Origin of the sequence: Amycolatopsis sp. cmx-11-51 (genome assembly GCF_047608665.1) — a bacterium.
Taxonomy (GTDB): domain Bacteria; phylum Actinomycetota; class Actinomycetes; order Mycobacteriales; family Pseudonocardiaceae; genus Amycolatopsis.
On record NZ_JADNQO010000011.1, the window covers coordinates 142,683 to 164,110 of the forward strand.

General features: G+C 69.3%; 16 protein-coding genes and 1 riboswitch. Of the genes, 5 read left to right on the forward strand and 11 right to left on the reverse strand.

Annotated elements, in window-relative coordinates:
• Window positions 1-236: 236 nt before the first annotated feature.
• From helR to ACM6LU_RS29770, 4 genes are all read right to left on the reverse strand, one after another.
• Window positions 237-2,414, reverse strand: a complete 2,178-nt coding sequence (gene helR, locus ACM6LU_RS29755) for an RNA polymerase recycling motor ATPase HelR (RefSeq protein WP_414941112.1) — start codon at window positions 2,412-2,414, stop codon at window positions 237-239.
• A gap of 274 nt (window positions 2,415-2,688) precedes the next feature.
• Complete coding sequence (locus ACM6LU_RS29760) at window positions 2,689-4,194, reverse strand: precorrin-2 C(20)-methyltransferase (protein WP_414941113.1); 1,506 nt, start codon at window positions 4,192-4,194, stop codon at window positions 2,689-2,691.
• Entirely contained in the window at window positions 4,191-4,814 is a 624-nt protein-coding gene (locus ACM6LU_RS29765; protein ID WP_414941114.1) for a precorrin-8X methylmutase, read from the reverse strand. Before ACM6LU_RS29765 ends, ACM6LU_RS29760 begins: the two co-directional genes overlap by 4 nt.
• Window positions 4,811-5,908 (reverse strand): precorrin-3B synthase, encoded by a 1,098-nt coding sequence (locus tag ACM6LU_RS29770; RefSeq protein WP_414941115.1) that lies wholly within the window; start codon window positions 5,906-5,908, stop codon window positions 4,811-4,813. Before ACM6LU_RS29770 ends, ACM6LU_RS29765 begins: the two co-directional genes overlap by 4 nt.
• 98 nt (window positions 5,909-6,006) lie before the next feature.
• On the opposite strand from ACM6LU_RS29770, the gene ACM6LU_RS29775 reads away from it, so the two are divergent.
• From ACM6LU_RS29775 to cobN, 4 genes are all read left to right on the forward strand, one after another.
• On the forward strand, window positions 6,007-6,912 hold the full coding sequence (locus ACM6LU_RS29775) for an ABC transporter ATP-binding protein (RefSeq protein ID WP_414941116.1): 906 nt from the start codon (window positions 6,007-6,009) through the stop codon (window positions 6,910-6,912).
• Window positions 6,912-7,763 carry an ABC transporter permease gene (locus ACM6LU_RS29780; protein WP_414941117.1) on the forward strand — a complete coding sequence of 284 codons (852 nt, stop codon included), beginning with the start codon at window positions 6,912-6,914 and terminating at the stop codon, window positions 7,761-7,763. The genes ACM6LU_RS29775 and ACM6LU_RS29780 overlap by 1 nt, the downstream gene beginning before the upstream one ends.
• A 3-nt stretch (window positions 7,764-7,766) precedes the next feature.
• Window positions 7,767-8,009, forward strand: coding sequence for a helix-turn-helix transcriptional regulator (locus ACM6LU_RS29785; RefSeq protein WP_020634313.1), 243 nt, complete (start codon window positions 7,767-7,769; stop codon window positions 8,007-8,009).
• Between the two features lie 928 nt (window positions 8,010-8,937).
• A riboswitch (cobalamin riboswitch) is annotated at window positions 8,938-9,014 on the forward strand.
• A gap of 53 nt (window positions 9,015-9,067) precedes the next feature.
• Window positions 9,068-12,649, forward strand: coding sequence for a cobaltochelatase subunit CobN (gene cobN, locus ACM6LU_RS29790; RefSeq protein WP_414941118.1), 3,582 nt, complete (start codon window positions 9,068-9,070; stop codon window positions 12,647-12,649).
• Window positions 12,650-12,850: 201 nt separating this feature from the next.
• Here cobN and ACM6LU_RS29795 read toward each other — a convergent pair whose 3' ends face one another.
• Entirely contained in the window at window positions 12,851-13,939 is a 1,089-nt protein-coding gene (locus ACM6LU_RS29795; protein ID WP_414941119.1) for a dihydrofolate reductase family protein, read from the reverse strand.
• A 118-nt stretch (window positions 13,940-14,057) separates the two neighbouring features.
• Between ACM6LU_RS29795 and ACM6LU_RS29800 the strand changes: the two genes are divergently transcribed.
• On the forward strand, window positions 14,058-15,626 hold the full coding sequence (locus tag ACM6LU_RS29800) for an ATP-binding cassette domain-containing protein (protein ID WP_414941120.1): 1,569 nt from the start codon (window positions 14,058-14,060) through the stop codon (window positions 15,624-15,626).
• A gap of 104 nt (window positions 15,627-15,730) precedes the next feature.
• Here the strand turns inward: ACM6LU_RS29800 and paaE are convergent, their stop codons facing one another.
• From paaE to paaZ, 6 genes are read right to left on the reverse strand one after another with little or no spacing between them, the layout of a single operon-like run.
• Window positions 15,731-16,801, reverse strand: a complete 1,071-nt coding sequence (gene paaE / locus ACM6LU_RS29805; protein ID WP_414941121.1) for a 1,2-phenylacetyl-CoA epoxidase subunit PaaE — start codon at window positions 16,799-16,801, stop codon at window positions 15,731-15,733.
• Window positions 16,801-17,289, reverse strand: coding sequence for a 1,2-phenylacetyl-CoA epoxidase subunit PaaD (gene paaD, locus ACM6LU_RS29810; protein WP_414941122.1), 489 nt, complete (start codon window positions 17,287-17,289; stop codon window positions 16,801-16,803). The genes paaE and paaD overlap by 1 nt, the downstream gene beginning before the upstream one ends.
• Window positions 17,283-18,140, reverse strand: coding sequence for a 1,2-phenylacetyl-CoA epoxidase subunit PaaC (gene paaC, locus ACM6LU_RS29815; RefSeq protein WP_414941123.1), 858 nt, complete (start codon window positions 18,138-18,140; stop codon window positions 17,283-17,285). The genes paaD and paaC overlap by 7 nt, the downstream gene beginning before the upstream one ends.
• Window position 18,141: 1 nt before the next feature.
• Window positions 18,142-18,426, reverse strand: coding sequence for a 1,2-phenylacetyl-CoA epoxidase subunit PaaB (gene paaB / locus ACM6LU_RS29820; protein ID WP_005168080.1), 285 nt, complete (start codon window positions 18,424-18,426; stop codon window positions 18,142-18,144).
• Window positions 18,426-19,364 carry a 1,2-phenylacetyl-CoA epoxidase subunit PaaA gene (gene paaA, locus ACM6LU_RS29825; protein WP_414941124.1) on the reverse strand — a complete coding sequence of 313 codons (939 nt, stop codon included), beginning with the start codon at window positions 19,362-19,364 and terminating at the stop codon, window positions 18,426-18,428. Before paaA ends, paaB begins: the two co-directional genes overlap by 1 nt.
• Window positions 19,361-21,391 carry a phenylacetic acid degradation bifunctional protein PaaZ gene (paaZ, locus tag ACM6LU_RS29830; RefSeq protein ID WP_414941125.1) on the reverse strand — a complete coding sequence of 677 codons (2,031 nt, stop codon included), beginning with the start codon at window positions 21,389-21,391 and terminating at the stop codon, window positions 19,361-19,363. Before paaZ ends, paaA begins: the two co-directional genes overlap by 4 nt.
• Window positions 21,392-21,428: the final 37 nt, after the last annotated feature.

The window sequence follows — 21,428 nt, forward strand, 5'->3', positions numbered from 1 at the left end:
CCAGTGGCGATGTCACGTGACCAGATGGACGACACACGTGCGGCCAGGCTGCGCGGCGAGTCGTCCGTCTGGACACGAGTGTCGTCCATCCCATCACGCGTGTCGTCCGTCGGCTCACGCGTGCCGGTGACCGGTCACGCTGCCCGGGGGGGGTGGGTGGAAATAGGGACACTCAACGTCCCTATTTCCACACACCCCTTGATAGAACCGTCCCTACCCCTCACGAAACCCATCGCTCACCGGACAGCCAGCACGGCCAACGCCGGCGGCAGCGGACCGTCGTGCAGGACCCCGAGCCGCTGGGTCGCGCGAGTGAGCGCGACGTAGAGCTCGGCCGCACCCCGCGGCCCGTCGGCGAGGATCCGCACCGGGTCCACGACGAGGACGGCGTCGAACTCGAGGCCCTTTGTCTCCGAGGCGGGCACGGTGCCCGGTACCCCGGGCGGTCCGATCACGACGCTGGTGCCTTTACGGCCGGCTTCGTCCTTGACGAACTCCTCGATGGCGCCGGCCAGCGAGTCGTCGGTGACCGGCCGAGCCCACGGCAGGACACCGCTTGAGCGGACCGAATCCGGTGCCCGGACCTCGGGTGCGAAATCGGCGAGCACAGCGGCGGCGACGGCCATGATCTCCGCCGGGGTGCGGTAGTTCACCGTCAGGGACCGGTAGACCCACCGGCCCGGCACGTACGGCTCCAGCATCGAGCCCCACGACCGTGCCCCGGCCTCGGACCGGCGTTGCGCGAGGTCGCCGACGACGGTGAAGGACCGGTTGGGGCAACGGCGCATCAGCACCCGCCAGTCCATTTCGGACAGTTCCTGCGCCTCGTCGACCACGACGTGCCGGTACGTCCAGTCCCGGTCCGCGGAAGCGCGTTCGACGAGGCCGCGCGTGTCGTGCTCGACGAAGCGATCGGCGAGTTCGTCGGCGAAGAGCAGGTTTTCGGCGGACAGCAGGACGTCCTCGTCCATCTCCTCGCGGTCCAGCTTCATCGTGTCCAGCACACCTTCGGCGTACTCGGCCTCGGCCTTCTTCGCCCGCTCGACGGCTGCCTCGGCCGCCTTCTCCGCCGCCGTGTCCCGGCCGAGGAGGTCGACGAGTTCGTCGAGCAGCGGCGTGTCCGACACCGTCCATGCCGCACCGTCGGCACGCAGCAGCGCCTGGTCGGCGCCCGCCGCACGAAGCCGTTCCGACGACGAAAAGAGCGACCCCAGCAGGCTTTCCGGCGTCAGGATCGGCCAGAGCGCGTCGAGCGCGGCGGTGAACGTCTCGCTCTCCGCCAGCTCCTTGAGCAGGTCCTTGCGCAGCCGCTCCCATTCGTCACGGTCGTCCCGGCTCAGCCAGCCGCGGCCGATCCGCGCGATCGCCCGCTCGGTCAGGACGTAGGTGACGATGTCGGTGAACACCGCGCGCGCTTCGTTGTGCGGCAACCCGCTCTTGCGCGCCTCCTCCCTTGCCCAGTCCGCGGTTTCGGCGTCGATCCGGACGGTGACGTCGGACAGGTCGATCGGCAGCGGCTCCTCCGGCAGCGACTGCCGATCGGCGACGGCCGCGGCCAGGACGTCCAGCATTTTCAGCGAGCCCTTGAGCCGCGCCGCCTCCGGACCGTCCTCGGCGGTGACGTGTTTGCCGGGGACGAAGTCGCCGGTGGTCATGAACACCACGTCGGTCTCGCCCAGCGACGGCAGAACCCGTCCGATGTGGTGCAGGAACGCCGGATTCGGCCCGACCACGAGCACGCCGTGCCGTTCCATCCGCTCGCGCTGGGTGTAGAGCAGGTACGCGACGCGGTGCAGCGCCACCACGGTCTTCCCGGTACCCGGCCCGCCCTCGATCACCAGCACACCGGGGTGCTCGTGCCGGATGATCTCGTCCTGTTCGGCCTGGATCGTCGCGACGATGTCGCGCATGCCCTCGCCGCGCGGCGCGTTGACGGCCGCGAGCAGCGCCGCGTCACCCTCCGCGTCACCGCCGGGACGGCCGAACACCTCGTCGGTGAACCCGAGCACCTCGCGCCCGCGCGTGCGGAACTGACGGCGACGGCGCATCTTTTCCGGTGTCGCACCGGTCGCGGTGTAGAACGGGCGCGCCGCCGGTGCCCGCCAGTCGAGCAGCACCGGCTCGTAGTCGTTCTTCTCGTCGAAGAGCCCGATGCGGCCGATGTGGAAGGTCTCCCCCGCGACGCTGTCCAGCCTGCCGAAGCACAGTCCGTTGTCCACGACTTCCAGCCGCCGCGACTCCCTGGCCAGCGCCCGCACCTCGACGTCGCGTTCCATGGCCGTCCCGCCGGTTCCCCCCAGCGCTACCTGGTGCTCGCCCTTCACCCGCGCTCGCTCGGCGTCCAGGCGCGCGTAGAGCCCGGCGACGTACTCGCGCTCGGACAGCAGCTCTTCTTCATGACCCTGAGTTGACACAGACTCCCATTTCGCCAGGTTTCGGCTACGGCGAGTGAGTTTGAAGCATGACCGGGGTCTTGCGGCAAGTCCCCCTATGCGCTATATGTTTATTACGGAGAGAGTCGCTCATCCATCCGGTGGCAAGTTTTCGAGCCCCGGAAAGTACCTCTTCCACTCTTCCCGGCACCGGTCCTGGCCCGGGAGTCGTCCATCGCCCAGAGCCACTCGAGGCCAGTTCGCCGACGTCTCGCAACCGGACGGTCCGGCAGGCGCGCAACGCGGGGCTGGGCCGTCACTCGTAGCTGCGCGGTGTCCAGACGATGCCGTTCTCGGCGCGAGTCTTCGACGAGCCCACGATCAGCAGGCAGCGCATGTCCACGCTCGCCGGATCCAGCGTGCCGAGGGTGACGACGCGGATGTCCTCCTCCGGGCCGCCGACGTCGCGGGCGACGACCACCGGCGTCTCCGGCGCGCGATGCCGGAGCAGGACGTCGCGGGCCTGTGCGAGCTGCGTGGTCCGCGTGCGCGACGCCGGGTTGTACAGCGCGAGCACGAGATCCGCGGCACCCGCGGCGTCGAGCCGCTTCTCGATGATCTCCCACGGCTTGAGCCGGTCGGACAGTGAGAGCACGCAGTAGTCGTGCCCCAGTGGGGCGCCGACCCGGGACGCGGCCGCCTGCGCGGCGGTCACCCCCGGCACGATCCGGACCCGCGTCCCCGTGCCGTGTCCGGCGGCGGCCTGCTCCAGCACGGCCGACGCCATCGCGAACACACCTGGGTCGCCCGAGGACACCACCGCGACCTTGGCGCCGTTCGCGGCCAACTCGAGCGCCTCGACGGCGCGGTCCGCCTCGACCCGGTTACCCGACGCGTGCCGCTGTTGGCCCGCACGCTGCGGCACCCGCGCGACGTACGGGCCGTAGCCGACGATGTGCTCCGCCGCGGCCAGTTCCTCGGTCGCTTCAGGGGTCAGCCAGTCCGGGCCAGCCGGGCCGAGGCCGACGACCACGACTTCGCCACCGGTGTGGGTTTCAGCGGGCTTCGCCGTCTCCTGCTCCCCCGCGAGACGCGACGCGTAGGCCGGGCTGGGCAGCAGCGCCAGCGAGAAGTACGGCACCGAGTCCGGGTCGACGCCGGCGAGCGGCTCGACGCGCTGCGTCGGCCAGGTCGCCCGTTCGACGTACACGGCGTCGTCCAGTTTCCCGGCTTCGGCCAGTGCCTCGCGGACGTTGCCGAACGTGCGGCCGAGCTTGAGCACCGCCGCGGCCTGCGTGTCGGCGAGGCGTCGCGCGAGTTCCGGCGCGGGCAGCGTGCCGGGCAGGATGGTGAGGACCTCGTCGCGCTGCACCAGCGGACGGCCGAGCACCGACGACGCCGCGCTGACCGACGTCACGCCGGGAACCACGGTCGCCTCGTAGCGGTCGGCGAGCCGTTCGTGCATGTACATGTAGGAGCCGTAGAAGAACGGGTCGCCTTCACAGAGGACGACCACGTCACGTCCGGCGTCGAGGTGTTCGGCAAGCCGTTTCGCGCTCAGTTCGTAGAAATCGGCGATGGCGCCTTCGTAGCCGCCGGGGTGGTCGGTGGTCTCGGTGGTGACCGGGTAGACCAGCTTCTCCTCGATCCGGCCGTCCCGCAGGTACGGCTCGGCGACCGAACGCGCGATGCTCCGGCCGTGCCGCGCGCTGTGATAGGCGATGACGTCGGCCTCGCCGATCAGCCGCGCGGCCTTGACCGTCATCAGTTCCGGGTCACCGGGTCCGAGCCCGACGCCCCAGAGTTTTCCGAGCCCGCTCATTCGACCTCACTCGCCATCGCGTTGATCGCGGCGACGGCCATCGCGCTGCCGCCGCGGCGTCCGTGCACCACCAGGTACGGCGCGGGAGCACGCTCCACGAGCTCCACTTTGGACTCGGCGGCGCCCACGAAGCCCACCGGGACGCCGATGATCGCCGCCGGGGCACCGACGCCCTCGTCGAGCAGTTCCAGCAGGCGGAACAACGCGGTGGGCGCGTTGCCGATCGCCACCACGGAGCCGGGCAGCTTGTCGCGCCACAGCTCCAGCGCCGCCGCGGAGCGAGTGGTGCCCATCCGCTCGGCCAGCCCCGGCACCTTCGGGTCGGACAACGTGCACAGCACCTCGTTGGCCGAAGGCAAACGTTTGCGGGTCACGCCGGATGCGATCATGTTCGCGTCGCAGAAGATCGGCGCACCCGCTTCGAGGGCCGCGCGGCCGGACTCCACCACGTCCAGGCTGTAGCGGAGGTCGTCGACCAGGTCGACCATCCCGCACGCGTGGATCATCCGCACGGCCAGCACCGCGACGTCGTTGGGCAGGATCGCGAGATCCGCCTCCTCGCGGATGGTGGCGAACGAATGCCGGTAGATCTCGGCCCCGTCCCGGATGTAGTCGATCACTGCTGTCCCTTCAATTCGGCACTGCCCTTCCGCGCCAACGTCCTGGCCAGGTCGCCGACCGGGACCCATGCCCCGTCGACCAGATAACCGTCCTCCGCCGCGAGCACGTCGACGTGCTCACGCGCGGGCTTTCCGCACCGCCGCGCACAACCGGCGAAATGGACCCTCGGGGTCTGGCCGACCCGCGCCGCGTCGGCCCGGACGTCGGCGAGCGACTTCGCGCAGCCCGGACGCCCGATGCAGGCACTGATCCCGAGCGACGGCGCGGCCGGATCGGTGATCAGGCCGGCGTCGTCGTCCAACGTGCCGAAGACGAGGATCGAGCGCCACGGCGTCACCACGGCGTTCCCGGCCTTCGCGATCGCGCGCGCCTGTTCGGCGGCCAGGCGGCCGAAGACCGGCGCGACCCCGAAGGCGTCACCGATAGGCCCGATGGGCAGGCCAGGGTTCGTGTCGAAGATCCGGGGTTCTTCGGTTTCGCCCGGTATGCCATGAAGAAGTGGTTCTGGGTCGTGGAGTTCACCGACCCGCCAGGCGGTTTCCCTGATCCGGACGAAGGCGCGCGCGACCGCGATCAATGCCTCGACGGCGTTCTCCACGGCGACGCGCAGGCCGGTGTCTGCGCCGTCGAGCAGCAACGCGCCGTCACGCCAGCAGACATCGGCGCCCTCCCCAGAGACGTCGCCGCGACCGCCGTCGAGGGCGAAGAGGAAGCGTCCGGGAAGTTCGGCCAGCTCAGGGACGGCACACAGGGCCTTGTCGAGTGCCGGGGCGAGTTCTTGGGCGGTGCCACTCAGGGGCGAGGCGAGGATGTTGCGGACGCGTTCGTGCGACGGCGAGGGCAGGAGCCCGGCCGCGGAGAGTCTGCTCGCGAGACCCGGACGGGTGACGCCGCGCAGCTGGACGTTGCCACGGGAGGTCAGGTGGAGAGCGCCGTCGCCGAGGTCGTCGGCGGCGTCCGCGAGGACCGTGAGCTGCTCTTTCGTGATGGCTCCGCCGGGCAGCCGGATCCGGGCGAGCGGACCGTCGGCGGCGTCGTGCGTGGCGAAAACGCCGGGGCACGCGTCGGCTCGGACACGCGTGCTCGTGGACATGCGCTCACTGTAGATGGCCACCCCGAGCAAGAGTATCTCTCAGATCATATGTAGTAGGTGTGCTACATTCAGTCGCAGCACTGAGATGGGGGTGACCAATGAGAGATCCACAAGAGCTGATGATCTCCGTCAAAGATCTTCGGATGCGGTACGGGACGAACGACGTCCTCCACGGCGTGGACTTCACCGCGCACCGCGGCGAGGTGATCTGCCTGCTGGGGCCGAACGGGGCGGGCAAGACCACGACGATCGAGATCCTCGAAGGCTTCCGGATGCGGTCGGAGGGCGAGGTCAGCGTGCTGGGCGTCGACCCGGCACGCGCGGACGAGAACTGGAGGGCGCGGCTGGGGGTCGTCCTCCAGGCTTGGCGTGACCACGCGAAATGGCGGGTTCGGGAACTGCTGGAGCACCTCGGCGGCTACTACGCGCCGTACTCCACCGACCGCATCAAGCGGCCGTGGGATCCGGACGAACTGGTCGCAGCGGTCGGGCTGACCGAGCACGCGGACAAGAAGGTCCGGATGCTCTCGGGCGGGCAGCGGCGCAGGCTGGATGTCGCGATCGGCATCGTCGGCCGTCCGGAACTGCTGTTCCTCGACGAACCGACCGCCGGACTGGATCCGGAGGCCCGGCGCGAATTCCACGAACTCGTGCACCGGCTGACCGATGACGAAGACACGACGATCCTGCTGACCACGCACGACCTCGACGAAGCCGAGAAGCTGGCCGACCGGATCCTGGTCCTGAACCACGGCCGGATCGTCGCCGACGGTTCCGCCGACGCGCTGAGCAGGCAGATCGCCGGCGAGGCCGAGGTGCGCTGGACGCTGGACGGTCAGCGGTTCGTGCACTCGACCACGGAATCGACGAAGTACGTGCACGAACTGTTCAAGCAGCACGGGGACGCCGTCGGCGACCTGGAGGTCCGCCGGGCGTCACTGGAGGACACCTACATGACCCTGGTCCGCAAGGCCGAAGCTCCCCGCTCGGAGGTGGGTGTGTGATGAACCCGGTGCAGCACAGCGTCCGGCTGGGCATCCGACGGGGCTGGCTCGAAGCCCGCCAGATGATGACCAACAGCGAAGACCTGTTCAACACCTTCCTCTTCCCGGCGATGTTCGTGATCGCCATGTTCTTCATGCGCAACGCGAAACTGCCGGGAACGGAGTTCTCGCTCGGCGCCGCCACCGTGCCGAGCGTGCTGGGCGCGTCGATCGTGTTCAGCGGCATGCTCGGGATGGCCGGCATCCTCGCCGTCGAACGCGAGGACGGCACCCTCCTGCGCGCCAAGGCGACCCCGAACGGGATGGTCGGCTATCTCATCGGCAAGGTCGTCACGGTGTCCTTCAGCACGGTCATCGGAATCGTGCTGGTCCTGATCCCCAGCCTGGTCCTGTTCGACGGCATCGCGCCCGGCGGGCTGACGTCGTGGCTGGGCCTGCTGTGGGTGCTGGTGCTCGGCCTGCTCGCCACCATGCCGATCGGCGCGATCTTCGGCTCGCTGACCAAGAACGCGCGCAGCATCGGCCTGGTCATGCTGCCCACCCTCGGCCTTGGCGCGATCTCCGGGATCTTCTACCCCATCACCGCGCTGCCGGAATGGTTGCAGGGCATCGCGCAGGTGTTCCCGATGTACTGGCTCGGCCTCGGCATGCGGTCGGCGCTGCTGCCGGACTCGACGGTGATGATCGAGATCGGGCAGTCTTGGCGGCCGTGGGAGACCCTCGGCGTGCTGACCGCGTGGACCGTGATCGGATTGGCACTGGCCCCGATCGTCCTGCGGCGCATGGCGCGGCGGGAGTCCGGGTCCTCGGTGGCGGCACGACGGGAAAAGGCGATGCAGCGAATTGGCTAGCTCATGAGCGAGGTCGTTTACAACCGGATCGCGATGCTACGGGCGGAACGGGGCATCTCCCGCCGCGAGCTCGCCGATGCGCTGGGCGTGCACTACCAGACCATCGGCTACCTCGAACGCGGCGAGTACAGCCCGAGCCTCTACCTCGCGTTGCGGATCGCGGGGTTCTTCGAGGTGGCGGTGGAGATCATCTTCTCCACCGCCCCCTTCCCGCGCATCGGCGATTCCTCGGAGCGGTCGGCGTGAGTCTGCCGGAGCGGGCGCACGCGCATGCCGTGCGGCTGGGGCGGGATGGGATCGGGGCGAGGAGCTTCTGCTCGCCGTCCTGGATGAGAGCTTCGGGTACTTCATCTTCGTCTCGCTGGAGATTCCTCGCGACGTCCTCGTGTGGCAGCTGGAGAAAGCGGTCGCGGCGAATTCGGCACCGGCCACTGAGACCGTCGAGGGTTTCTCGGTCGACGGTGAGGCTTTCGAGGTCTTGCGGTCTGGCTCACTCGGCGTTGTCGAGCTGATCGCCGGACTGTTGTCGGCCGGAGGTGGCGCGGCTCGGATGCTGAGCGAACACGGCGTGACGGCGGATCTGGTGCGGGTGACCCACGACAGAATCTGGGACCGCGTCAGGGAAAGCCGCGTTGGGGAAGGTAAGGGACCTCCACCTGCGCCAGGCCCGGCCGACCCGCCACCTCGCCGACCAATGGCGATGATCTCGTTATCGGGGTGGGCAGCTGCGTGTCGCAATTAGTCGACTAAATGCGGTAACCGCGCACACCTGGCCGAATCACTTTTCAGTGCAGGTGACAAGGGTGGCGACCGCCGGGTTGGGCCAGTACCTGGCGAAGATCGAGTCTCGTGGCGTGAAGACTTGTACGTCAACGGACAACACTAACTCCGGAAGGTCATGGGCGATATCGACGGCTGACGGAGCGCACGGGCGCCACCGCCACGGAGCTTGCACAACGGAGGTCACGCCACCTGGAACCTCGGGGAAGATTCGGGACGGTGAGTCGGCAGCCGTGAGCCCACCGGAACCCGAAACGCCGCGCCCGGCCCACCAGACCGAACCACCACTTCCGGCGAACCCCTCCACCAGCGGAAACACCCCTGCCGGACACATCACCTTGACTCCCGCCGAACCGCACCGGAGAGTGAGCGGGAACCCACGCGTCGGCAAGTGGAGGAACCCGGTGGGACTCCGGGGCGGTCCCGCCACTGTCACCCCTCCCAGCCACAAAGAGGGGAAGCCAGGAACTCCGGCCGCCGCGACCGCACGACCCGGGGCGCGGACACCCCGAGTGAGGACTGCCGTGATCCTGCTTCTGTCCACTTCGGACACCGACCTGCTCAGCGCCCGCGCCGGTGAGGCCGACTACCGGCTGGCCAACCCCGCCCGGCTCGACCTCGCCGAGTTGCCCGCTCTGCTCGACGGCGCCCAGATCGTCGTCGTCCGGATCCTCGGGTCCGAGCGTAGCTGGTCCGACGGGCTCGACACGGTCCGCGCGAGTGGCGCGCACGTGGTCGTCCTCGGCGGCGAGCAGACGCCGGACGCGCAGCTCATGAAGCTCTCGACGGTACCGGCCGGGACGGCTGCCGAGGCTCACGCGTACCTCGCGCAGGGTGGGCCCGAGAACCTCACACAGCTGCACCGCTTCCTGAGCGACACGCTCCTGCTCACCGGTGACGGCTTCGAGCCGCCCGCGGTGCAGCCGCTCTGGGGAGTCCTCGAGCGCACACCCCGGCGAACAAGCGGCCCGGTCATCGCGATCCTCTACTACCGCGCGCACCACCTGTCCGGCAACACCGAGTTCGTCCACGCCCTCTCCGACGCCATCGAGGACGCCGGGGGCCGCGCGCTCCCGGTCCACTGCGCGTCCCTGCGCACCCGCGAGCCGGAGATGATGGCCGAGCTGGCGAAGGCCGACGCGCTTCTCGTGACCGTGCTGGCCGCCGGCGGCACCAAGCCCTCCGAGGTCGGGGCGGGCGGGGACGACGAGGCATGGGACGTCGCCGAGATGGCCGCGCTCGACATCCCGATTCTGCAGGCGCTGTGCCTCACCAGCGACCGCGAGACCTGGTCGGCGAACGACGACGGGCTCTCCCCGCTCGACGCGGGCAACCAGATGGCCGTCCCCGAGTTCGACGGCCGCCTGATCACCGTCCCGTTCTCGTTCAAGGAAATCGATGACGACGGCCTCCCCAAGTACGTGCCGGACACCGAGCGCGCGTCCCGCGTCGCCGAGATCGCGCTGGCGCACGCCCGACTGCGGCACACGCCGCCCCAGGAGCGCAAGATCGCGCTGATGCTGTCGGCCTACCCGACGAAGCACTCTCGCGTCGGCAACGCCGTCGGCCTCGACACGCCCGCGTCCGCGATCGAACTGCTGCGTCGCATGCGCGACCGGGGCTACGACCTCGGCGAGGACCCGTTCCCCGGCGTCGAGCCCACCGGCACCGATCAGCCGGACGGTGACGCGCTGATCCACGCGCTCATCGCCGCGGGCGGCCAGGATCCGGAATGGCTGACCGAGGAGCAGCTGTCCGGCAACCCGATCCGCGTCCCGGCCGACAAGTACCGCGAGTGGTTCGCCGGGCTGCCCGCGGAACTGCGCGAAGGGATGGAGGAGCACTGGGGGCCCGCCCCCGGCGAGCTCTACGTCGACAACGGCGACATCGTCCTGGCGTCGCTACAGTCCGGCAACGTCATCCTGATGATCCAGCCGCCCCGCGGGTTCGGCGAGAACCCGGTGGCGATCTACCACAACCCGGACCTCCCGCCGAGCCACCACTATTTCGCCGCCTACCGCTGGCTGGAGGAGGAGTTCGGCGCGCACGCCGTCGTCCACCTCGGCAAGCACGGTTCGCTGGAATGGCTTCCCGGCAAGACCGCGGGCCTCTCGGACTCCTGCGCGCCGGACGCCGTCCTCGGCAACCTGCCGCTGATCTACCCGTTCCTGATCAACGACCCCGGTGAGGGCGCGCAGGCGAAACGGCGCGCGCACGCCACGATCGTCGACCATCTGATCCCGCCGATGGCCCGCGCCGAGAGCTACGGCGACATGGCCCGCCTGGAACAGCTTCTCGACGAGCACGCCAACATCGCCGCGATGGACCCGGCGAAGCTGCCCGCGGTCCGCGCGCAGATCTGGACGCTGATCCAGGCCGCGAAGCTCGACCACGACCTCGGTGTCGAGGAACGCCCGCACGACGCGGAGTTCGACGACTTCCTGCTGCACATCGACGGCTGGCTGTGCGAGGTCAAGGACGCCCAGATCCGCGACGGCCTGCACATCCTCGGTGCCGCGCCGGAAGGTGCGGCGCGGATCAACCTCGTGCTCGCGATGCTGCGTGCCCAGCAGATGTGGGGCGGCAAACAGGGTGCCGTTCCGGGCCTTCGCTCCGCCTTGGGGTTGAAGGAGAACAGCGACGCCCCACTGTCCGAAGTGGACGCCATCGAGCAGAAGGCGCGCTCGCTCGTCGAGGCGATGGAGGCCCGCGACTGGTCTCCCGCCGCCGTCGCCGAGGTCGTCGCCGACGTCCCGGAACACCAGGAGGTCGCCCGCGTGCTGACCTTCGCCGCCACCGAGGTCGTGCCGCGCCTGGCGGGCACCGGCGCCGAGATCGACGCCGTGCTCCACGCGCTGGACGGCGGCTACATCCCGGCGGGCCCCAGCGGTTCTCCCCTGCGCGGCTTGATCAACGTGCTGCCGACCGGCCGGAACTTCTACACCGTCGACCCGAAGGCCATCCCGAGCCGTCTCGCGTGGGAGACCGGGCAGGCACTGGCCGACTCACTTCTTCGCCGCTACAAGGAGGACACCGGCGACTGGCCGCGTTCGGTCGGCCTCTCGGTCTGGGGCACGTCGGCCATGCGCACCTCGGGCGACGACGCGGCGGAAGTCCTGGCGCTGCTGGGTGTCCAGCCGGTCTGGGACGAGGCGTCGCGCCGTGTCACCGGGATCGAGGCCATCCCGCTCGCCGAACTCGGCCGCCCGCGCGTCGACGTCACCGTGCGGATCAGCGGTTTCTTCCGCGACGCCTTCCCGCACGTGATCGCCCTGATGGACGACGCCGTCCGTCTCGTGGCGAACCTCGACGAACCGGACGAGCAGAACTTCGTGCGCGCCCACACGCGCGCGGATCTGGCCGCGCACGGTGACGAACGCCGGGCCACCACGAGGATCTTCGGCTCCAAGCCCGGCGCGTACGGCGCGGGCCTGCTGCCGCTGATGGACTCCGGGAACTGGCGCGACGACAAGGATCTCGCCGAGGTCTACGCGGTCTGGGGCGGCTTCGCCTACGGCCGAGACCTCGACGGCAGGCCGGCGCGCGAGGACATGGAGAACTCGTACAAGCGGATCGTGGTCGCGGCCAAGAACACCGACACCCGTGAGCATGACATCGCCGATTCCGACGACTACTTCCAGTACCACGGCGGGATGATCGCGACGGTCCGCGCGCTCACCGGGACCGCTCCGGCGTCCTACGTCGGCGACAGCACCACTCCGGACGCCGTCCGCACCCGCACCCTCGGCGAGGAGACCGCCCGTGTCTTCCGCGCCCGCGTGGTCAACCCGCGCTGGCTGGCCGCGATGCGCAAGCACGGCTACAAGGGCGCCTTCGAGCTGGCGGCGACGGTCGATTACCTCTTCGGTTTCGACGCCACCGCCGGGGTGGTCGGCGACTGGATGTACGAGAAGCTCACCGAATCCTACGTACTGGACGAGGTCAATCAGGAGTTCTTGCGCCAGGCCAATCCGTGGGCGCTGCGCGGCATCATCGAGCGCCTGAACGAGGCGGCCGATCGAGGGCTCTGGGCGGAGCCGGACGCCGATCTTTTGGCTCAGCTGCGCGAGGTCTACCTCTCGTTGGAGGGGGACCTCGAATCCTGACGTCACCCGCTGGAGCAGTCTCTTGGCCCTCCCGGCGGTACCACTGTCGTATGCGCAGAACTTAGCGTGACAGGGGCGGTGGGACGTCAACGATCGGAAGGACAGCGATGATCAAGCGCTTGTTGAAGGTCGTGCTTCGCCACGGTTGCTGCTCGGCTTGCACCGGTCAGGGCTGCGGCTGCTGCGACGCCTGCAAGTAGGTCAGGGGCGGACACCCGGGATATGGGTGTTCGCGCGGCGGACGTCGGCGGCGAGGGCTGGTACCTCGATCACCCGGCGTCCGGCCGCTTCCAGCGTTTCGGCGCCGACGCAGTCGACGAACACCGACGGCTCGCGCCAGGCGAACACGACGCGCGGGATACCGGCGTCGAGGATGAGCTGGGTGCAGCTCCTCGGATGTGAGGTCCGGGAGCTGCACGGCTCCAGCGACGTGTACATCGTCGCCTCCGCCAGCCTCGGGTCTCCTGGTTCGAGCTTGGCGAGCGCGGCTTCTTCGGCGTGGTCGTTCGGATCGCCGTCGCCCGAGTAGCCGGTGGAGATCACTTCGCCGTCGGTGTCGGCGATGACCGCGCCGACGCGGAAAGTGCGCGGCGGGCAGTTGTCGGCCAAGGCGATGGCCTCACGCAGCCGCAGAATGTCCACTTCGGACGGTTCGGGCGTGGCGTGGTACTCCAGCACGGCCATGTCACCCAGCTTCGTCGTCCGGGTCAGCGTCAGCCCTCGGGGGAACGCGCCGGGCCCGGTGAACCTCGGCGCTCGCGGGTCGCCGACGAAGAACGGTGCGATGGCCAAGTGCAGTTCGTCGACCAGTCCCTCGGTGAGGAACTGCGTGTGGATCGCGCCGCCGCCCTCGACCATCAGCCGCCGCACGCCGCGGGCGTGGAGGTCGGCCAGCATTTCCCGTAGGCCGAAAGCTTCGACCACGGTCGCCTTCACCCCGGTGACGACGCCTGGCGGGGCATAGACCAGCTTCTCCGCGTCACCGACGGTGAAGAACTGCACCGCCGGATCGAGTGACCCGCTCCGCGTGAGCGTGACCTTGACCGGCTGTTCCGACCGCCCGGCGGCGACCCGCTCGCGAACCAGTCCGGGGGAGCGGACCAGCAGCCGGGGATTGTCGGCCCGGACGGTGTTCGCGCCGACCAGGATCGCGTCCGAGGCCGCGCGCAGCCCGTCCACCCTCGCCCAGTCGTCCTCGTTGGACAGCACCAACCGGGTGTCGGTCGCGTCGTCGAGGTAGCCGTCCAGGGAGACCGCGGCGGACAGCAGGACGTGAGGGCGTTCGATCACGTCCGCCAGTATGCCCCCGCCAAATCGGTCGCACCGGAGCCGCGCGCGGTCTATCCTGGCCCGATGATCTTGTGAGACGGACCTGCGCCCGCATTCCACCTCCTTCGCAGGGAGTCTCATGTCTACTTCACTGACGCTTTCCGACGTCACCTTCACCTGGCCCGACGGCGGCCCGGTCTTCGAACACCTCTCGCTCACCGTAGGTATCGGCCGCACCGGCCTCGTCGGCACGAACGGTTCCGGCAAGTCCACCCTGCTCAGGCTGCTCGCGGGCAGGCTGCGGCCCGAGTCCGGCTCGGTCACCGCGCCGGGGGAAATCGGCTACCTGCCGCAGAACCTCATCCTCGACACCGGCCGCCGCGTCGACGACGTGCTGGGCGTCACCGCGATCCGCGCGGCGATCAGGGCTGTCGAGAGTGGTGACGCCACCGAAGAGGATTTCGCCACCATCGGCGACAACTGGGACGTCGAGGAACGCACTCGCGCGATCCTCGACAGGCTCGGTTTGGGTGCCGTCCGCCTGGACGAGCGGGCGGGCGAACTGTCCGGCGGCGAACTCACGCTGCTCGGGCTGGCCGCCCTGCTCCTGCGCCGACCGGCCGTGCTGCTGCTCGACGAACCCACGAACAACCTCGACCTTCGGGCCCGTGAAGTCGTGCACCGGGAGGTGGCGGGCTGGAGCGGGATCCTCGTGGTGGTCTCCCACGACCGCGAGCTGCTCCAGCTGGTCGACCGGATCGACGAGATCCGCGACGGCGACGTCACCACCTACGGCGGAAACCTCGCGGACTACGAGCACGCCGTCGAGGTGGCCCAGGAAGCCGCGCGGCGGCATGTCCGGGCTGCGGAATCCGACGTCAAACGACAGAAGCGGGAGCTGATCGAGGCCGGGATGAAGCTCGCCCGGCGGGCCCGCTACGGCCAGAAGATGTGGGACCAGAAACGCGAACCCAAGGTCCGGATGCGCAAACGCCAGGAGGACGCACAGATCGCGGCGGGCAAGCACCGGAACCTGCACACCGACAGACTGGAAGGCGCCGTCGAAACACTGAAAGCCGTCGAGAAACTGGTGCGCGAGGACGCCGAGATCCGGGTCGAACTCCCGGAAACCCTGGTGTTCCCGGGGAACGACGTGCTCCGGATCGACGCCGTCCCCCGGTTCGGCCCGCCGGTGAACCTGCACGTCATGGGGCCCGAGCGGATCGCGCTCGTCGGCCCGAACGGTTCCGGCAAGACCACCCTGCTCCGCACGATCACCGGCGAACTCCCGCCGCGTTCGGGCGAGGTGGGGCTGTTCGTCCCCGCCCGGCTTCTCCCCCAGCGGCTCGACGTCCTCGACGACACACTGTCCATAGTGGACAACGTCCGGACCGTCGCGCCGTCGCTCACCGACAACGAGATCCGCGCCCGGCTGGCCCGGTTCCTGTTCCGGGGCGCGACGGCCGACCGTGAGGTGGCGTCACTGTCCGGCGGGGAACGGTTCCGCGCGGCGCTGGCGGCGTTGCTGCTCACGGAACCGACACCGAAACTGCTGCTGCTCGACGAACCGACGAACAACCTCGACCTGGCGAGTGTCAGGCGACTCACCGAGGCGTTGCGGGCCTATCGGGGCGCGCTGATCGTGGCGAGCCACGACCGGCCGTTCCTGAAGGACCTCGGCATCACCCGATGGTTGGAAATCTATTGAGGGTTGCGGCGAAGGTGGCGTCTTTCGCGACATGCCCGGTGCGTGTGGTTGGCCCCGTAACACCTACAGTGGCGTGTTACGGGTTCAAACACGCGAGATCGCTGTTAGGCGTCGAAGTCCACGGTGACGGCCTCGGAGACGGGCACGGACTGGCAGGTGAGCACGAACCCGGCGTCGACTTCGGCCTTCTCCAGTGCGAAGTTGCGCCGCATGTCCACCTTGCCGTCGCAGATCTTCGCCCGGCAGGTCCCGCATACCCCGCCCTTGCAAGCGAACGGCAGGTCCGGCCGGTACTTCTGCGCGCCGTCGAGCAGGGAGGAGTCGCGCGGCAGTGTCATCGTCGTCGACCGGCCGTCGAGGACCAGCGTGACCTCGCTGGCGGACCCCACGACGGCCGGATCGACGTGGTGCACCGGCTCCGGCGGGGTGTCCACATAGAACAGTTCCTGATGGATGTTCTCGTCGGGGACGTCCAGCGAGCGCAGCAGTTCCTGCGCGCCGGTCACCATCTCGAACGGTCCGCAAAGCCACCAGTGCGCGACGTCCTCGACCGGGATCAGCACCGTGCACAGGCGCCGCAGCTTCTCGACGTCGAGGCGGCCGGTGAACAGTTCGGCCTCACGCGGCTCGCGGGAGAGGACATGGACGAGTTCGAGCCGCGCGGGATAACGGTCCTTCAGGTCCGCGAGGTCGTCGGCGAACATGACGGTGTCCGTGCGGCGGTTGCCGTAAAGCACGGTCACCGTGGCATCGGAATCGCCGAGCAGCGAAGACGCGATCGACAGCACCGGCGTGATCCCGGATCCGGCCGCGACGAGCACGTGATGCCCCGCCGCTGCCAGGTCCGGGGTGAAATGACCGGTCGGCGCCGCGACCTCGATCTCGTCGCCGAGCCGCACGTCGCGCACGAGCCACGACGAGAACAGCCCACCCGGCACCTCGCGTATGCCGACGCGTGGCGCCGCGCCGGCGGGCGCGCAGATCGAGTACGACCGGCGTTCATCGCGGCCGTCGATCTCGCGGCGCAGGGTCAGCGACTGACCCGCCTTGAAGCGGAAGGTGTCCGCGAGGTCTTCGGGCACGTCGAAGGTCACCGCGACGGCGTCGTCGCACAGGCGCTGGACGTCGGACACCTTCAGGGTGTGAAAGCCCGTGCGGCGGAGAGTGGCAGTCACTAGATCTCCTTGACGTGTTCGAACGGTTCGAGGCAGAACCGGCAGCGGCGCAGGGCTTTGCACGCTGTCGCGCTGAACCGGGACTGCTCCTCGGTATCCGCGGAACCACAATGCGGGCACCGGACCGAGGACACCGGCGGGCTCAACGTGAGCGGGATCGGGCCGGTCCGCCGCGGCGCGGCCCCCGGCGGCGCGATCCCGGCCTCGGCCAGCTTCCGTTTGCCGTCGTCGGTGATCCAGTCGGTGGACCACGCCGGCCGCAGCACCGTGCGGACCTCGACCTCGCCGTAGCCCGCGTTGGTCAGCGCGTGGACGAGGTCGTCACGCATGGTGTCCATCGCCGGGCAACCGGTGTAGGTCGGGGTGATCGCGACGACCACGCGACCGCCGGATTCGGACACTTCGCGCAGGACGCCGAGGTCGGCGAGGGTGAGCATCGGCATTTCCGGATCGGTGACCGTGGCCGCCACGGCGTACGCGGTCACCATGTCGCGTCCGGATGTTCCCTGGCGACGCTCTGCAGCTCAGCCAGCAGGAAGCCCATCCGCTCGGTGTGCACGCCGTCGCGGCCCATCCGGCCCGACACCCCGGCGAGCGCGCCGATTTCGGGCCGCGTCAGGGTCGCGGCGGCGAGCACCTGGTCCAGGATCGCGTCGAACTCGGGCCGCAGCGACGGTGCCGCGACGAATTCGACCTCGTGTGCCGTGAAAAGCTCGCCGGTGTAGGGCCAGACCGCGTCGAGACCTTCCTGCATGCGGGTGCGCGACAACTCGGTTCCGTCACCCAGCCGGACCGCCCACTGTGCCGCGTAGTCGCGGTGGTAGGCGACCTCTTTGACGCCCTTGTCCGCGATGGCCGCGAGCACGGGGTCCACAGAGGACTGAAGCTGTTGTAGCAGCGCGAGCCGCCAGATGGAGAAAACCAGCAGCCGCGCGATCAGATGTCCGAAGTGCCCGCCTTCGAGTTCGGTGAGCCGGACGTTGCGGTACTCCTGCTCACTCCGGAAGAACGCGTAGGAATCCTCCGAGCGCTCGCTCCCGTCGGCCTTGCCCGCGCGGGCCAGCAGCAGCCGCGCCTGCCCGAGCAGGTCGAGCGCGATGTTGGCGATCGCGACCTCGTCCTCGAGTTCGGGCGCGTTCGTGCACCACTCCTGCAGCCGGTGCGAGAAGATCAGCGCGTCGTCGCCGAGCATCAGGCAGTAGGCGGCGAGGCGGTGACCGTCCACACCGGACGGGACCGTGGTGTCCACACCGGACAGCGGATCCTCGAACCCGGTGCCGAACGCCCAGCGGGAGTCGTTTTCTTCGGCGATCGCCTCATAGGCGTTGTCGAAGCTCATGTCAGATGTGGGGGACGTTGTCGGGGATGTCGTAGAACGTCGGGTGCCGGTACACCTTGTCGCCGCTGGGCGCGAAGAACGGATCCTTCTCGTCCGGAGAGGACGCCGTGATGTCCGAAGCCCGCACGACCCAGATCGACACGCCTTCGTTGCGGCGGGTGTACAGATCCCGCGCGTGGTGCAACGCCATGTCGTCGTCCGCCGCGTGCAGCGAACCCACGTGCACGTGGTTCAGGCCGCGCTTGCCCCGGACGAACACCTCGTACAACGGCCAGTCGTGTTTCATCACGAACCCTTCTTCGCTGCGTGCGCCGAGGCTGCCTCGCGCACCCAAGCGCCGTCTTCCTGTGCCCGCCGCCGGTGCGCGACGCGCTGAGCGTTGCAGGGGCCGTTGCCCTTCAACACGTTCTTGAACTCGTCCCAGTCGACGGCGCCGAAGTCGTAGTGCCCGCGTTCGGCGTTCCACTTCAGGTCCGGGTCCGGAAAGGTGACACCCAGGGCCTCGGCCTGCGGAATGGACATGTCGACAAAGCGCTGCCGCAGCTCGTCGTTGGTGTGCCGCTTGACCTTCCAAGCCATCGACTGCGCGGTGTTCGGCGAGTCCGCGTCCGGCGGGCCGAACATCATCAGCGACGGCCACCACCAGCGGTTCACCGCCTCCTGCACCATCGCGCGCTGCTTCTCGGTGCCCCGCATCATCGTCATCAGCAGTTCGAAGCCCTGCCGCTGATGGAAGGACTCCTCCTTGCAGATGCGGATCATGGCGCGGGCGTACGGCCCGTACGAGCTGCGGCACAGCGGGACCTGGTTGCAGATCGCCGCGCCGTCGACCAGCCAGCCGACCACGCCGACGTCGGCGAAGGTCAGCGCCGGGTAGTTGAAGATCGACGAGTACTTCTGCCTGCCGTTGATCAGCTTGTCGGTCAGATCCGCGCGGTCGGCGCCGAGTGTGGCCGCCGCCGAGTACAGGTACAGCCCGTGCCCGGCCTCGTCCTGCACCTTCGCCAGCAGGATCGCCTTGCGCCGCAAGGAAGGCGCGCGGGTGATCCAGTTGCCCTCGGGTTGCATGCCGATGATCTCCGAATGCGCGTGCTGCGCGATCTGGCGGATCATCGTCTTGCGGTAGCCCTCGGGCACCCAGTCGCGGGGCTCGATGCGCTGGTCGCGCTCGATGGTCGCCTCGAAGTGCCGTTCGAGATCTTCCTCCGGCAATGTGGCCGTCATGACTGCTCCTTCGCCACCAGGGTGAGGACGTCGTACTTGGCGACCGAGTCACCGTCGGCGTTGGTGACGTCGGCGTCCCAGCGGACCTCGCCGTACTCCTGGTCGATGCGCGGGGTGATCTGCTTGGCGGTCAGGGTCACCGTGAGGGTGTCGCCGACCTTGACCGGGGTGAGGAACCGCAGGTTCTCCAGGCCGTAGTTGGCCAGCACCGGGCCGGGTTCCGGCGAGACGAACAGGCCCGCGGCGAAGGACACCACGAGGTACCCGTGCGCCACGATCCCGCCGAACAGCGGGTTCGCCGCCGCGGCCTCGGGATCGGTGTGGGCGTAGAAGGTGTCGCCGGTGAACTCGGCGAAGTGGTCGACGTCGGATTGCAGGACCTCGCGCGGCCCGGCGACGACGGAGTCACCGATCTTCAGCTCCGCCAAGGACTTCCGGAACGGGTGGACGTCGCCTTCGGTGCGCGGGGCGCCGGCGACCCAGCGGCCGGTGACGGCGCTGAGCACTTTCGGACTGCCCTGGACGGCGGTGCGCTGCATATGGTGCAGCACGCCGCGGACGCCGCCCATCTCCTCGCCGCCACCGGCGCGGCCGGGACCGCCGTGGACCAGCTGCGGCATCGGCGAACCGTGGCCCGTCGACTCCTTGGCGTCGTCGGCGTCCAGCACCAGCAGGCGGCCGTGGTACGGCGCGACACCGAGGACGACCTCGCGGGCGAACCCCGCGTCGGCGGTGACGATCGAGCCGACCAGGCTGCCGCCACCCCGCGCGGCGAGCTCGATGACCTGCTCGGTCGAGGTGTAGGGCAGCAGCGTCGACACCGGGCCGAACGCCTCGACCTCGTGCGGCTCGGAACGCTCGGGGTCGGCCTTCAACAGGACCGGCGAGAGGAAGGCGCCACGCTCGGCGTCCGCGCCGACGACCTCGACCTGCTCCGGGTCGCCGAAGACGACCGTGCCGACGTCCAGCAGCGCCTTCAGCGACCGCCGGACCTCCTCACGCTGCTCCAGGCTGGCCAGCGCGCCCATGCGCACACCTTCGGCCGTCGGGTTGCCGACGGTGACCTTCGCCAACCGCGCGCTCGCGGCCTCGGCGACGGCGTCCAGCAGGCCGGCGGGCACGAAGGCGCGGCGGATGGCGGTGCACTTCTGACCCGCCTTGACCGTCATCTCGGTGGTGAGCTGCTTGACGAACAGGTCGAACTCGGTGGTGCCGGGTTCGGCGTCCGGGCCGAGGATCGACAGGTTCAGTGAGTCGGCCTCGGCGTTGAACCGGACGGAGTTGCGCACGACCGCCGGGTGCACGCGGAGCTTCTGCGCGGTGGACGCGGAGCCGGTGAACGAGACGAGGTCCTGCGCGGTGACGTGGTCGAGCAGGTCGCCGACGCTGCCCGCGACGAACTGCAGTGTGCCCTCGGGCAGGATGCCGGACTCGATGATGATCTCGACCAGCCGCGCGGTCAGGTACGCGGTCTGACTGGCGGGCTTGATCAGACTCGGCACCCCGGCGAGGAACGCGGGCGCGAACTTCTCCAGCGGGCCCCAGACGGGGAAGTTGAACGCGTTGATCTGGACGGCGACACCGCGCAGCGGCACGGCGATGTGCTGGGCGACGAAAGTTCCGCCCTTGCTCAGCGGCTCGACGTTGCCGTCGACGTAGACGGTGTCGTTCGGCAGCTCGCGCTTGCCCTTGCTGGAGTAGGCGAACAGCACGCCGATGCCGCCGTCGATGTCGACCATCGAGTCGCCCTTGGTCGCGCCGGTCCTGGCCGACAGCGCGTACAGCTCGCCGCGGTGTTCACGCAGGTGGGAGGCCAGCGCCTTCAGCAGCGCGGCACGCTGGTGGAAGGTCAGCTCACGCAGCGCGGGACCGCCGGTGCGGCGGCCGTGGTCCAGTGCGGCCGCGAAGTCGATGCCGTCGGACGAGACACGGGCGACCTCCTCACCGGTCGAGGCGTCGTGCAGCGGTACGCCGTCGTTTTCCGACGTGTGCCATCCGCCGGAGACGTAGCTGCGCAGCAAAGCCATGGGGTCGACCCTTCACGTGGTGGGTTTAATTACAGAC